General features: G+C 36.6%; 13 protein-coding genes. 1 reads left to right on the forward strand and 12 read right to left on the reverse strand.

Annotated features, from left to right (window positions below; translation table 11 throughout):
• From AC3ASS_RS02720 to AC3ASS_RS02735, 4 genes are all read right to left on the reverse strand, one after another.
• Nucleotides 1-298, reverse strand: a 298-nt coding sequence (locus tag AC3ASS_RS02720; protein WP_488281973.1) for a transposase, incomplete at its 3' end; no start/stop codon positions are given.
• A gap of 194 nt (nt 299-492) precedes the next feature.
• The gene (locus AC3ASS_RS02725; protein ID WP_488281974.1) at nt 493-1,827 is read right to left on the reverse strand and encodes a glycosyltransferase family 2 protein; all 1,335 of its coding nucleotides are present in this window, start codon (nt 1,825-1,827) and stop codon (nt 493-495) included.
• 148 nt (nt 1,828-1,975) lie between these two features.
• Nucleotides 1,976-4,012: a penicillin-binding transpeptidase domain-containing protein gene (locus AC3ASS_RS02730; RefSeq protein WP_488281975.1), complete on the reverse strand. Its 2,037-nt coding sequence runs from the start codon at nt 4,010-4,012 to the stop codon at nt 1,976-1,978.
• 74 nt (nt 4,013-4,086) lie between these two features.
• Nucleotides 4,087-4,935: a M55 family metallopeptidase gene (locus tag AC3ASS_RS02735; protein ID WP_488281976.1), complete on the reverse strand. Its 849-nt coding sequence runs from the start codon at nt 4,933-4,935 to the stop codon at nt 4,087-4,089.
• Nucleotides 4,936-5,069: 134 nt separating this feature from the next.
• Here AC3ASS_RS02735 and AC3ASS_RS02740 point away from each other — a divergent pair, with 134 nt between their 5' ends.
• Complete coding sequence (locus AC3ASS_RS02740; RefSeq protein WP_488281977.1) at nt 5,070-6,218, forward strand: amidohydrolase; 1,149 nt, start codon at nt 5,070-5,072, stop codon at nt 6,216-6,218.
• Between the two features lie 52 nt (nt 6,219-6,270).
• Here the strand turns inward: AC3ASS_RS02740 and AC3ASS_RS02745 are convergent, their stop codons facing one another.
• From AC3ASS_RS02745 to AC3ASS_RS02780, 8 genes are all read right to left on the reverse strand, one after another.
• Nucleotides 6,271-7,014, reverse strand: a complete 744-nt coding sequence (locus AC3ASS_RS02745; RefSeq protein WP_488281978.1) for a glycerophosphodiester phosphodiesterase — start codon at nt 7,012-7,014, stop codon at nt 6,271-6,273.
• Nucleotides 7,015-7,061: 47 nt separating this feature from the next.
• Nucleotides 7,062-8,132 carry an AbrB family transcriptional regulator gene (locus AC3ASS_RS02750; protein WP_488281979.1) on the reverse strand — a complete coding sequence of 357 codons (1,071 nt, stop codon included), beginning with the start codon at nt 8,130-8,132 and terminating at the stop codon, nt 7,062-7,064.
• A gap of 161 nt (nt 8,133-8,293) precedes the next feature.
• Nucleotides 8,294-8,464, reverse strand: coding sequence for an aspartyl-phosphate phosphatase Spo0E family protein (locus AC3ASS_RS02755; RefSeq protein ID WP_488281980.1), 171 nt, complete (start codon nt 8,462-8,464; stop codon nt 8,294-8,296).
• 492 nt (nt 8,465-8,956) lie between these two features.
• The gene (locus AC3ASS_RS02760; protein WP_488281981.1) at nt 8,957-9,838 is read right to left on the reverse strand and encodes a carbohydrate kinase family protein; all 882 of its coding nucleotides are present in this window, start codon (nt 9,836-9,838) and stop codon (nt 8,957-8,959) included.
• The gene (locus AC3ASS_RS02765; protein WP_488281982.1) at nt 9,835-10,740 is read right to left on the reverse strand and encodes a pseudouridine-5'-phosphate glycosidase; all 906 of its coding nucleotides are present in this window, start codon (nt 10,738-10,740) and stop codon (nt 9,835-9,837) included. The genes AC3ASS_RS02760 and AC3ASS_RS02765 overlap by 4 nt, the downstream gene beginning before the upstream one ends.
• 41 nt (nt 10,741-10,781) lie before the next feature.
• Nucleotides 10,782-11,717 carry a nucleoside hydrolase gene (locus AC3ASS_RS02770; RefSeq protein WP_488281983.1) on the reverse strand — a complete coding sequence of 312 codons (936 nt, stop codon included), beginning with the start codon at nt 11,715-11,717 and terminating at the stop codon, nt 10,782-10,784.
• Nucleotides 11,718-11,733: 16 nt separating this feature from the next.
• Entirely contained in the window at nt 11,734-12,693 is a 960-nt protein-coding gene (locus AC3ASS_RS02775; RefSeq protein WP_488281984.1) for a nucleoside hydrolase, read from the reverse strand.
• On the reverse strand, nt 12,686-13,639 hold the full coding sequence (locus AC3ASS_RS02780; protein WP_488281985.1) for a nucleoside hydrolase: 954 nt from the start codon (nt 13,637-13,639) through the stop codon (nt 12,686-12,688). Before AC3ASS_RS02780 ends, AC3ASS_RS02775 begins: the two co-directional genes overlap by 8 nt.
• Between the last annotated feature and the right edge of the window lie 410 nt (nt 13,640-14,049).

Consider the following 14,049-nt stretch of genomic DNA (forward strand, 5'->3'; position numbering starts at 1 on the left):
AAGCATACAGAATGATTTTCAGCATCATTTTGGGATGATAGGAACTTCTGCCGCCGCCTTTATAATGAGAAAACAATTGTTTATCTGGTATCGCCTCCACCATTTCGTCCACGACACGTGCCACGTGATGTTCGGGTATGAGAGATTCAATATCATAAATCATTTGAACTTGACGGTTGTTATATGGTTTGAAAGTAGGGGCTAAATTTCTTTTGGCAGGAGTTTTTTCTTCTTTTCCATCTAGAGGAAGTGTCATTTGTGTGTTATAATTTTCAGGAGTAATCATATGATTGCTCATAAAAAATCGTCCTTTCTGTAATGTTGTGTGGTAACTTCATTTTACTAGAAAGGACGATTTTTTTGTGCATTTTTTTAAAAAGTGAAAAATGAGGGGCTCCAAAAAGTCAGTTACCCTGACTTTTTGGACAGCCCCGTTTTCTATTATCAATAAGGAAAAATAAGTATTCTTTTACTGTCAGATTTTAATGTGCTTTACTTCCGCGAATTTGATTCTTTAATGATAGCTGTTTTATTATGTTCGGTTTTTACCCAAGTATGTTGCTGTCGCCATTTTAATAACCCTACAATTTGGGCATATATAAAAGTATAGGCATAATACATACTTGAAAACGTCATAGGAAGAAACCGATATTTTATGTTTGTGTCCTTTTTTATTGCATAAAGTAAACAAACACAAAATTGATAGACAAATAAAATTAAATTAAACAAACTTGTTCCCAATATTAACCCTGCTAATTTTCCACTTGTTTCAGGAAAATCATAAAAATCAAACGTGAATAGTTTGAATCCTAAAACAGAAATAACGGCAAATAAAATAATGAACATTTGAACGGCTTTTGCCATTCCAAACAAATAAAAAATTTGATCTAATATTTTCATTTTCCCTTTTTCAGTAAGCAACTTTTTCACCATTGGTATTAAATTGGTAAAAGCGACATACCAATGACCTTGTGACCATCTTGTTCGCTGTTTAATGCTTATTTTTAGTTGATCGGGTTTTTCATCATATATCCTTACAAAATGATTCCATAAGATTCTCCCATTATCTTTGACAATTTCCATTTCCAACTCTAAATCCTCGGTTAAAGATTTGAATCGAAAACCTCCATGCTTTAATAAATAATCGAGTCGTACAATAAAGCCAGTTCCTCCAATAGCATTTGGTAAACCTAGTCGATATTTTGCTAACTGGAAGAAGCGATTGGTCAAATAATAACTCATTGCATATCCTATAGATAAATTTGTTGTTAAGTTTTTGGAGTCTAAATAACTTTGAATGGCTTCTGGTTTTCCTTTGCCAATAAATTGAGAGTTCAATTCTTTTAGAATCGTTGGATCCACATGATTATCCGCATCTAAAATCATTAAACAATCATATTTATCCGTTAATTTTTCATAACCAAGATAACGTAGTGCATATTGTAATCCTCCTGGTTTACCTACTCCTTCTCTCGGGAATAGTTTTTCCGCTGTATCTATGTGCTTAATGCCGTGTTCATCACAAATTTCTCCTGTACGGTCAGTACTATTGTCATTAACGACATAAATATCATATAAATCTCTTCGATATTGAATCTTTTTTAAATTTTCAAGCGTAGAGCCAATAACCTTTTCCTCATTATGTGCTGCGACTAATATTAAAAACCTTGTTTGGTCATCAATAAGTTCGTAATCCCTTTTTGCTTCACCAAACCCAAAAAATGACAAAAACACATAATAAATCGTATTAATACTTATATACATCGTTAAAATAAAAAACAACAACAAGAGAACTGTGACAACCCAGTAATCACCGAAAAATTCCATTTGATCCTCCCATTTCTTTAGTACTCATGTTCATTGTTTACACTATGGGAAAAATATATACAATGGGAGATATCAATCATAAAGGGGCTAATCGTTAGGAAAACACCTCAAAAAACTCCTATAGGTACATACCTATAGGAGTTTTTTACTACTTTATTTCTTTGAAGACTTTCTTTACTTTTTCCACAACATATTTACTTCCACCATGATCTTGAACGTTTTCAATCATCATCGCAATTAGAAGGTTTGGTTGATCAACATTATAGGCGACGAAGAAACCATTTTCTTGTCCTTTTTCATCAAGGTTGGATTTTAACTCCGCTGTTCCCGTTTTTCCTGCTAGAACTAAATCTTTCATATATGCGCTATGTGCGGATCCGCCTGGATTGGCAACGACATTTTTCAACCCTTCAGCGATTATTTGAACATTTTCCGGTGAAACTAATTTTTCTTTCAAAATCTTTTTCTCTTTGCCTTTTTCTAAAACTGGCAAGATCATATCCCCATTATTAACAAACGGTGTATAAGAAGTCGCTAAATGAAGAATGTTCATTAACACTTCTCCTTGTCCGTATGAAGTATCCGCTAGTTGTGTACCCTCTGCAAGTTTCCCGCTATTAGAAATTTGCGATACCGTTACTGGATACGGCCATTCGATCGATTCATCGCCAAATCCAAATTGTTTCAATCCTTCTTCTAATTTTTCTGCCCCCATTTCCAAGCCCATCATCGCAAAATAAATATTATCGGAGTAAATAAGGGCATCATGTAAATTAACGGATGAAATATTTCCGTTCACCCTCGTTATTGAATAGTTCCCCCATTTTGGATCATCGGGCTTCCACTGTTTTCCTTTAATACTTAATTTTTTGTTTGGATCAATGGAACCGTTTTCCAAACCAATTGCAGCAACAATTGGTTTAAGCGATGAACCCGGTACGAAAGAAGCTGCAAATCGGTTAATCAACGGTTTTTCTTTATTTTCTTCCAATTCTTTATACTTTTTATCAGAAATTCCGAGAATAAAATCGTTCGGATCAAACGATGGAGTACTTATTAGCGCTAAAATTTCACCGGTAACAGGGTGGATGGCGGCGGCTGTTCCGCTATCTTCTTTCATTTGTTCGTATATCGCTTCTTGCAGTAGAACATCAATCGTTAAATGAATCGTTTCTCCATCTTCCGCTTCTTTTTCGGCAATAGTTACCTCGGTTCCGTCTGCCTTTTCAATATAAATTTTTGCTCCGTTTTTTGCTCGTAAGCGATCTTCAAATAATTGCTCTAATCCTCTTCGGCCGATTTTATCATTTTCCGTATATCCTTTTCCTTCATTTTTTTCTAAATCTTCCGCTGTCACATGGCTAATGTAACCAATTAAGTGAGCAGTCTTTTCCGCAAAAGGATATTCTCTTTCCGGGACGTCTTGCGCCATAACTCCGTCAATGCTTACCGCTTTTTGCACTAAATCTGTGTTCGATTTCGCTACTTTTTTAATTGGAACAAAATAATGCGGTTGAACCCATTGTTCACTTAATTTGGCGTCTATATATTCAACAGACACATCCAATAGTTGCGCCAATTGCTGTTTAACTGTCGCTTCTTTTCCCACGATTTGTTCTGGAACGATACCAATTTCAATAGCTGAACCATTCATCGCCAACGGTATTCCATTTCGATCAAAGATTTCTCCGCGTTTTCCAGTGGAGGTTGAGATTCGAACTTTATCTCCTTCCTCTAAATCCGGGAATATGTATGTCGTGTCCCATTGAACATACCACTGCTCTTCTTCATCTTTGCCTTGCTTTTCCTTAACAAGAATAGCTTTATGATCAAACTTTATTTCTCCCGCCATTGTATTCATTGTTAATTGGAATGGTATACTTACTTTTCCTTTTTCCAATTCTTTATCAGAAAACTCTTTTTCTTTTACTTTAATGTTTAAGTTTTCTACATTAATATCTTGATAGATTTTTTCGTAACGATCGCTAAAATCTTCTTTAGACACATTGTTTTTCGAAGCTTTCGACAACAATGAATACATATTGTCAAATTTTTGCTCATTCCATAACTTTACATATTTTTTCATTGTTTCATTTGGTGAAGGTTCCTCTTTACAAGCAGTCAATGTAATGACAGATACTAGCAACATAAAAAATAGAAGAACCTGTTTTCTGAATTTATTCATTTTCATACTCCCTCCCTTCAAAAATATATCATACAGCTTAAACAATGAACATGTATATGTGAACTTGGAAAAATTTATGCGTTAACTGATCCTAAAACCCCATTGGTCGCGGACATCGCAATAATGACACAACCCCACATATGCTTATAAGCGGTTACCATATCCTTACAAGTAAAGGTAATCGTTTTAGGAGCGATCATTTTCACAGTTGGCAAGGTCGTTGTCATTAACGCTTGGTTTGTTCCTTTAAACGTAATTTCAAACGTAATATCTCCTTCTAATTTTGTTGGTGAAAAACGGTGAATATGTTGAACGGAGAGTTTTGCTTTTTCCCGAATCATTTCTTGTGCTTTGATTGGATGGATTAATTCGGCTGCTAAACGGTCTACCCCTCTTTTGACTACGGCCGCTTCGACATCTGGCAATGTTTCTTTAACTTCTTGAACATATGCTTCGTCACCGCTAATAAAAATGGCAGGAACACCAAAGTGTCCAGCAACAAATGCATTCATTTCCGTTTCACCGACGACTTTTCCATTTATTTTAAACTGTTCAACACAAATGCCCGCCAATGAATGATTGATAACAGTTTGCGTTGAACCTCCTTCTCTCCCATGATGGCCGACAAACATGATACCATCAAAGCTTTCATCCAATCCTTCGAGCTGGCACATAACGCGATTGTTTCCAGAAATTAATCGAGCTCTTGGATCTAAATCTTCTATTAAAATATTGGACATATTTCCATGTCCATCGGCGACAACTACTTCTGTCGCACCTCCAGAAAACGCACCTTCTATAGCAGCATTGACGTCGGCGGTCATTAATTTTCGAAACCGCTGATATTCGCTTGGTGTTTTTAATTGCTGATTGGTCGCAACTCCAGAAATTCCTTCAATATCGGCTGAGATAAATATTTTCATTGAACAACACTCCCATCAATGATCTACCTATTATTTTACCATGAATCTAAAAAATTCGGAAAATTGTTTCGAATATCGAAACTTTTTAGTATAGTAGAGATAGATTCATCTTTCAAATTAATAGGAGGGGTTCTATGCTTGCAGTTACAAACGCTACCATTCTAGTAGGAACCGGGGAACGTATTGAAAATGGAACCATCTTTATAAAAGACGGAAAATTTGAATATGTCGGAGAAAATATTCAAATTCCTGAATCTTTTAAAGTGGTGGATGCAGCCGGGAAAATCGTAACACCTGGACTAATTGATGTACATACGCATTTAGGAGTTCATGAAGAAGGAATTGGCCAAGAAGGTGCTGATTTTAATGAAACTTCCTCCCCGACGACGGAAGAAGTCCGCGCCATTGACGGGATCAACCCTCGTGAAAGAGGATTTGAAGAAGCAAGAAAAGCCGGTGTCACAACGGTTCAAATAATGCCGGGCAGTGCGAATGTGTTAGGCGGAGAAATGGTCATTGTCAAAACGGTAGGCAATATTGTAGATGAAATGGTTGTGAAAGCACCGTCAGGTATGAAAGCTGCGATGGGTGAAAATCCAAAGCGTGTATATGGCAGTAAAGGGCAAATGCCGACGACAAGAATGGGGATTGCTGCTAAACTGCGCGATCATCTCATTCAAGCGCAAAATTATTTAAATAAGATAAAAAAAGGGGAAAAAGTAGAAAGAAATTTAAAATGGGAGCAACTAGCAAAGGTATTAGAAAAGAAAATTCCTTTGCGCGTCCATGCCCATCGAGCAGATGATATTGTAACGGTCATTCGAATTAAGAATGAATTTGATATTCCGATTACGATTGAACATTGTACAGAAGGGCATCATATTGCTGAGTTCATTGCAAAACAAAATATTTGCGTCTCCGTTGGTCCGACCATGTCTTCTCGTACTAAAGTGGAAACGTCCGATAAAGGATGGCATACATTAGTCGCTTTAGCTGAAGCTGGAGTTCCTTTCTCCATTACGACGGATCATCCGGTTGTCGGAATTGAGCATTTAATGAATAGTGCCATTCTAGCAGTGAAACATGGATTGAGCGAAGAGTTAGCGCTAAAAGCCATCACCCTTCAAGCAGCCAAACATTTAGGGGTGGATAATCTCGTCGGTTCCATTGAAGTTGGAAAAGATGCGGATTTTGTCATTTGGAATGGAGATCCTTTTGACTTACGAAATAGCGTAGAACAAACATGGATTAACGGTCGTAACGTTTACTCGAAAATTTCTTAATAGGTTAGTAAAAATCAAAGCGATCGGCAGGTTGAGCCAATCGCTTTTTTGTTTACCCGTATATTTTTTTTCGAATATCTAATGCTTTTTTTGGAAAATCGGTCATAATCGCATCAACTTTTCGTTCCATGAAGTTTTTCATTCGCTCTTTTTTATTCACGGTAAAAATGCGAACAGGAAATGGAACTTCATGTGCCATTTCAACAAGCGGACTTAAAGCAATCGGTTCATACATATGAAGTGCGGAAGCACCAATATTTCTCGCATAGCTCCATGGTTCGTAAAGACCTTCAAAAAATAATATGGCCGTTTCAATGTGCGGAACTAATTTTTTGACTTTCACTAGTGAGTAATGGTTAAAAGATGAAAAAATAATTTTATTCGGGACATTCGTCTTTTGAAGAACTTCTACTATTTTTTCTTCAATGCCTTCATACTGGACGTAATCCGTTTTAATTTCAATATTTAAACATACGTTTGGATAATTTTTCGCAAGTTCTAAAACTTCTTGTAATGTTGGAATTGGTTCCCCTTTAAATTCTTTAGAAAATTTGGATCCAGCATCCAATTTTTTAATTTCCTTTAATGTCATATCTTTAATATATCCGCTTCCATTCGTCGTCCGGTCTACCGTTTCATCATGAATAATAACAAGTTCATTATCTTTTGTTAAATGAACATCAAACTCGAGACCATCCACTCCTAATTGTAAAGCGTCTTGAAAAGCAACGAGCGTATTTTCCGGGTGAGTTCCTTTACTTCCTCTATGCGCATAGATCGATGTATATCCTTCCATAATTTAACCTACCTTTATTAAATATCTTTGACTGTTATTCAAGTCCACTATACTTCTACATTCGTCATTTGTCGTTTTCGAATGATTTTTGAAATGATCGGTGAGACGATGAATAATATGACAAGAATACGAAACAGATGGAAACTTGTAACAACGGATACATCCGCATTTACCGCCATTGCCGTAATCGCCATTTCCGCTACTCCACCAGGTGCACTGCTAATAAACATGTCTAAAAACGGTAAGTCAAAGACAAGATGCAAAACTTCAGCCATACCTAGACAAAAGCCGATTAATGCGACATTTGATAGGAAGGTTAAAATAAACAAAGATGGAGTAAAAGTTTTTTTATGAAAATACATGCTACAACCGAGATGTGCTCCTAAACAAACTTGTGCAAATGAAATGATCGGATCACTAATGGTAAACGATGGTGCACCTCCTAGTTCAAAACAAATTGAAGCAAATAATGGTGCCAATAAGTAAGGAATTGGAAAATGGAGTTTTTTCCCTACTTTTATAAAAATCATCGTTACTAAAATTAATAAACACCATAAAATAGGCGAAAGGTATCCAGCATCATTGGCTAAAACGTTTTTCGTAACGGTGGAAGGTTCCGATAAAAAATGAAAAACCATCCATGGAACGATTGAAATGACTAATATAATGCGGAACATTTGCATCATGGTGACAACTGCTTCATTCGCATCTCTAATTTCTTCACTTAACACAACCATTTGAGAAAGGCCGCCGGGAAAACTACCAATCATTGCGGAACTTAACGAGATCGAACTAAATCGATAAATAATCGCGGCTGACAATATCGTAAAGCCGATCATTAATAGAGTTGTAACGGCCATGACCGGTAAATATTGGACCATATTGGACATTGCTTCTTTTGTAAAGGAACTACCTAGTTGTAAACCTAGTAGAACAAGTCCAAAATCTCTTATTCTACTTGGCCAATATACATCTTTCCACCAAAGTTTTCCAATCATGATGACAAACATGGGTCCTAACAGCCACGGTAAAAAAATATGCAAAGTTTGAAATAGATAACCGCTACAAAAAGCTATAATACTAGTGACAAAAACACGCTGTAATTTTTTGATGTTCAATGTAAATCATCCTATGTTTACGTCTATATATTTAACCTTATATTACAACAGTTAAAAAATGATGAAAATGTTTTTGAAAATAAATAATGAGAGGGAACTAAAATATGAGTGATTACATGGGGTTATGAATAGTAAAAAGTGAAGATTTCTTTTGGAGAAGATTATTTGGCAACAACTTTCAACGACTGTAATTCCGTAATCAGTCGATCTAATTTTTGACTTGCCTCAACGACATTACCTGAATTTAGTCCATAAATTTTTGCTAGTTGGTTCATTACTTTTCTTTGTTCTTCAATTCTTTTCATTAATATAAATACTTTATCCTCTCTCACTTTGATCACCCCCTAAATGTAATCTTTTTTCCATTTTACCAATTAATAGGAATATAGTCTACAAAATTATTAATATTTTCCCAAAATTCCGCTTAATTATTCATAGATAAAATACATTTTTCAACAAAAAATTAGTTGAATTTTCTAATATTTCCAATAAACGAAAAAAAACATCATTCTGTTTTCCTATTTATTTATATCCACTCTTTTATACATTTAAACCTATTGAAAAGGGCTTGTACATAGGATATTTATCCTATTATTCTTAATAGTCAAACTAGTTCTTTTCACTTATGAAATGTACAAGGTTCTATCATTTTTGTCAATCGGATTGAACATTGCATCCATTTATGGGCTGTCTGTTAGGTTAGGCCCCTTCAATCCCTCCATTATTCCGTAAATAGAAAAAGTTGTTTTGCACACAATCAAAAATTTCCCACTATTCAAAGCAAAATCCAATCCAAAACAACATTTGGATTGGATTTCATTGTTTTATTCTTTTATTGGACGGGCACCGATGAACTGGACCATTCGTGCAGAGGCTTGTACTGCTTCATTCGCTGCTACGACAATATCTTTTGACAGATGATAGTGTGCTAAAAATGTTCCAACAAATGTATCTCCGGCGCCAGTCGTATCGATCGCTTTTACATGAGGGGAAGAAATACTAATATAGGCTCCACCATAATACATGAGACATCCTTTTTCCCCTAGCTTTAAGATCGGATTTTCTACAAATTCTCTTAACCGTTTTAATATTTTTTCCGGACTTTCTTCTCCCGTTAATTCTATTCCTTCTTCATAGTTTGGAAACAAAAAGTTGATACCATCTAAAAACTGAAAGAATTTATCTTTATACGATTTCAAATAATAGACGGAACTAGGATCAACGGCTATTTTCACTCCATGTTTCATTGCTAATTCTTTTGCTACATAAATAGCATTTAACGGATTTTTTACAAAAAGACTATATCCCGACAAGTAAAGAACTTCAGCATTTTGAATGGAATGTTCATGTTTATATATATGTTCATCCGACAGATGTAAATTTGCCCCACGCGTTGTGATCATCGATCGTTCGCCATTTTCTTCAATTAAAATTAATATCCTTCCCGTTTCCACTGTATCATGAATATCTACTAGGCACTTGACACCTATGTCTTCTGCTTCCTTAATTAAGAACTCCCCAAACACATCTTGTCCAACGATTCCAATCAGCCGACTTTCAACTCCAGAATGAGCGACCCACGCCGCTACATTATTCGATTGTCCACCGGCTCTAAATTGGATATTTCCTTCTACATCAGTTCCATAATTTTTTTCTTTATGTTGGACAAGAATATCGACAACCATATCACCAATACTGACGATCATGGCTTGCTATATTCAACTGCCAGTTGAGCAGCAATTTTCGCATTATTCTTCATTAATGCGATGTTTGATTTCAAGCTGTTTCCGGCAGTTTTCTCTTTAATTTTTGCCAGCAGAAACGGTGTTACATGTTTTCCGGATATTTGTTGTGATTGTGCCTCACGAAGTGCATCTGAAATAATCGATTCAATAAAATGACGATCCATTGAGAATTCTTCAGGAATAGGAACAGCTACGTGAACGCATTGACGTAATTGGAGTTGATCTTTCACGCGAAGCACATTGACTAATTCTTCTTTCGTAATTCTTTCTACTTTAAAATCGGTATGCTGATAATAAAATCCCGGATAATAGTCTGTTTCATATCCGTACACAGGTACTCCCAATGTTTCAAGAGCTTCTAATGTTTTCGCAATATCTAATATTGTTTTGACACCTGCACTGACAATACATACATTGCAAGATGCCAATGCCATTAAATCCGCTGAAATATCGAGAGTTTCCGCCACTTCACGATGGACGCCTCCTAAACCGCCAGTGGCAAAAAAGCGAATATTCGCTAAATTTGCAGCAAAAGCAGTAGAAGCTACCGTTGTTGCTCCTAACGTTCCTTTTGCAAGAATGCCCGGTAAATCTCGAATGCTAGCTTTTACCACGTTTTTCGCATCTGCTAATCTCTCAATCTCTTCTCTTGTTAAACCAACTTTTATTTTTCCGTCTAAAAGAGCAATCGTTGCCGGGATTGCTCCTTCATTACGAATGATTTGCTCAACTTCTAACGCCATTTTTACATTTTCCGGATAGGGCATTCCATGAGAAATAATGGTTGACTCTAATGCAACGACAGGTTTTCCTTCTTGAACCGCTTGTTGAATTTCTTCACTGACAGTTAGTAACGGTACCATGTTTCTCTCTCCCATCTATTCGTAATAAGTGAAAAATTTGTTTAATTTTTTGGTATCACTCGATGGACAAAATGTTCAAGGAATCGATCAGCTTCCACTTCCAGACAAACATTCATATTTGGTTTTGGATGATTTGGTCTTAAATCTGGAATCGTTCTTCCTTTCGATAATTCCCCTTCTGTATCCACTTGAACATACATTGGTTTTGTTTTTACAAACGTTGGATCAATGACAACTGCCACTGCCAATGGATCATGCAACGCACATCCGTTGATGGATGGATAAAAATTTAAATACGCATCCATATAAAAATTTGTAATATGCGTTAAAAACTTACTTAACGGAGTGTCCAACTTTTCCCATTCTTTTACATAGGAACGAGGCAATAATGTTTTCATTGTTACATCAAGTCCGACTAATGTAATCGGGATACCAGAACGAAACACAAATTCCGCCGCTTCTGGGTCAGCTAAAATATTAGCTTCTGCAGTAGGAGTGACATTCCCCGGATATAAAACCGCACCACCCATCATCGTCACATTTTTCACTTTATGAACGATTGATGGGTCTTTCATAATTGCTAGTGCAATATTGGTTAGCGGACCGACGGGGATTAATGTCACTTCATGTGGATGTTCATGAATCATTCGGACAATAAAGTCTGCCGCATGTTCATCGATCGGTTTTGCTTTTGGATTCGGCAATTCGACATTCGCCAATCCATCATCCCCGTGAACGTCTGAAGCTCCTTTCGTATTTGGACGGAAAAGTGGTTCGCTAGCTCCTTTTGCCACCGGAATATGAGATTTTCCGAGTAGCTCCAATACTTTTAACGTATTTGTCGTTGTTTCTTCAATGTAGTTGTTTCCGAAACATGTAGTAAATCCTAACACCTCAAGCTCAGGCGAATGGAGGGCATATACCATTGCCAAAGCATCATCAATTCCTGTATCAACATCCATAATGATTTTTTTCATTTGATCGCCTCCGTTCTTAGTTCGCCAAGCTATCGATAAAGTGGTTTAAAAACCGTTCGGCATCAACTTTTAAACAAACATTTACGTTTGGATTGAGATTTTTCCCAATCCGTAAGTCCGCAATCGTTGCCCCTAAAGATAAAGTCCCTTTTGTTTCAACCATAACTAAAAGAGGGGTTTTTTCCACTAAAGTTTCATCCAACGCTACAGCCACTGCTAATGGATCATGCAATGGGCTACCTAAAACTTCGTGGTGATCACGATACGCTTCAAAACGGCCGACTAACATTTCTTGAATAATTTTAGCTAGTTTTGTATGTTCTTCAGAATGCTGACATTTTTCTTTTAACAATTCGACATGATGGACGGTAAAATGCGCTTTCATCGTGACATCAAGTCCAACCATCGTTAAATTAAATCCTGCTGAAAATATCATATGGGCAGCATCCGGGTCACCGGCAATATTCGCTTCCGATACTGGTGTGACATTACCAGGAACTTGAACAGCTCCTCCCATAATGACCAATTCTTTCACTTTTTTCGGAAGTTCAGAATCTTTTGCCAAAGCGATCGCTAAATTCGTTAATCGTCCTACAAAAATTAAAGTAATTTCATTTGGATATTCGTTTACTTTTCGGACGATAAAATCGGCGGCATGTTCATCAAGTGGACTTTGCTTTGGCTTTGGAAGTTCGATTCCACCAATACCATTTTCCCCGTGAAAAGCTACAACAGGACCGCCCCAAGCTCGCAACAATGGTTGTGTCGCTCCCATCGCAACTGGAACTTCACCGGATTTTCCCATCAATTCAATGATTTTTAATGTATTTTCTGTTGCTTGTTCGGCACTGACATTTCCATAGCCAGTCGTAATTCCTTCAACAATGACATTGGGCTGTTTTAATAAGTACATAATACTTAATGCATCATCAATACCTGTATCAACATCTAATATGACACGTTTTACATTAGCCACGTACGACACCTTCATTCGAATATTGTAGGAGGGCTTCTTCTAACATATCCCAAAATTTTTCTACATCAACTTTTTCAGCAAAATTAACGTTTGGTTCTCGTCCGGTTACTCCTAAAACATCGACGCAAGTCATTCCATACGTATGTTCACCTTTTGTTTCAATATCCACACGCACTTTTCTCGTTGTAAAAATGGTAGGGTCTATACAGTAGGCAACGCAGCATGCATCGTGAATCGGCGCACCATCAAATCCAAATACTTCCTTATATGTTTTCATAAAGAATTGAAGGAGTTCAACGACAAAATCGCTTACTTTATTCCCAATTTTTTTGTAACGTTCTACCGTTTCATTCGTTGCTTGAACTTGATGGGTTAAATCTAAGCCAAACATCGTAATCGGTACACCGCTTTCAAATACAACTTTCGCAGCTTCGGCATCTACGAAAATATTAAATTCAGCAGCAGGCGTCCAGTTTCCGAACGTTCCTCCACCCATTAGAACGATTTCTTTGATTTTCGGTATAATGTTTGGTTCGCGGATCATCGCAAGTGCTACATTTGTGAGCGGACCTGTTGGAACAAGAACAATATCTCCCTCAGAGTTCAAAACTTCACGTATGATTAAATCTACCGCATGTTCATCGACAATGGTACGAGTTGGTGAAGGAAGCTGTGGGCCGTCCATCCCTGATTCTCCATGAATATCCGGTGCTGTTTCTCGCTTACGAACAAGAGGACGTTCTGAACCTTTTGCCACTGGTACATCTAAGTTCGCAATCTCACAAACTTTTAAAGCATTTATCGTTGTTTTCTCTACTTCTACATTTCCAGCAACCGTTGTAATCGCTTTAATTTCAATTTTCGGATTAGCTGCTGCTAATAAAATCGCAATTGCATCATCATGACCAGGATCACAATCTAATATAACTTTCACTTTTTCCGTCATAGCGAATTCCTCCTTTATTTCGTTCATTTATTCAGTAAAAAATCACGGAGCCGTTCGCGATGAACGGAAAACTTGTCCATTCCGTGAAGTAAGTTTTGCATGTATGGATACCTCATCATTTAATTAAGATTTAAACTTCTTCTACTAAAGAATCTATATTCTCACATTTACAATTATCGAAAAAATTCTGAATCATTCAATCAGGCTATTGGTCTATTTCCTTTGTTTAGTTAATAGAAAACCAGTTACGAATTCATCACCTATTGAGTGGCTTTTTATCATTGAAAGGGCTATTTCGAAATTCAATGGTTAAGTATTCTAACGTATAACATCGAATCTAGACTATTAATCTATTTCTCTTGTGAATGATACGGTTCATATATTTAAAGACCGAATGGCCAACATCAACA

The sequence above is a fragment of the Bacillus sp. JST-5 genome, from assembly GCF_057747715.1.

Bases quoted from the DNA above. Each gene is read 5' to 3' on its own strand.
- AC3ASS_RS02725 (WP_488281974.1), bottom strand. From the start codon at position 1,827: ATGGAATTTTTCGGTGATTACTGGGTTGTCACAGTTCTCTTGTTGTTG.
- AC3ASS_RS02730 (WP_488281975.1), bottom strand. From the start codon at position 4,012: ATGAATAAATTCAGAAAACAGGTTCTTCTATTTTTTATGTTGCTAGTA.
- AC3ASS_RS02735 (WP_488281976.1), bottom strand. From the start codon at position 4,935: ATGAAAATATTTATCTCAGCCGATATTGAAGGAATTTCTGGAGTTGCG.
- AC3ASS_RS02740 (WP_488281977.1), top strand. From the start codon at position 5,070: ATGCTTGCAGTTACAAACGCTACCATTCTAGTAGGAACCGGGGAACGT.
- AC3ASS_RS02745 (WP_488281978.1), bottom strand. From the start codon at position 7,014: ATGGAAGGATATACATCGATCTATGCGCATAGAGGAAGTAAAGGAACT.
- AC3ASS_RS02760 (WP_488281981.1), bottom strand. From the start codon at position 9,838: ATGATCGTCAGTATTGGTGATATGGTTGTCGATATTCTTGTCCAACAT.
- AC3ASS_RS02765 (WP_488281982.1), bottom strand. From the start codon at position 10,740: ATGGTACCGTTACTAACTGTCAGTGAAGAAATTCAACAAGCGGTTCAA.
- AC3ASS_RS02770 (WP_488281983.1), bottom strand. From the start codon at position 11,717: ATGAAAAAAATCATTATGGATGTTGATACAGGAATTGATGATGCTTTG.
- AC3ASS_RS02780 (WP_488281985.1), bottom strand. From the start codon at position 13,639: ATGACGGAAAAAGTGAAAGTTATATTAGATTGTGATCCTGGTCATGAT.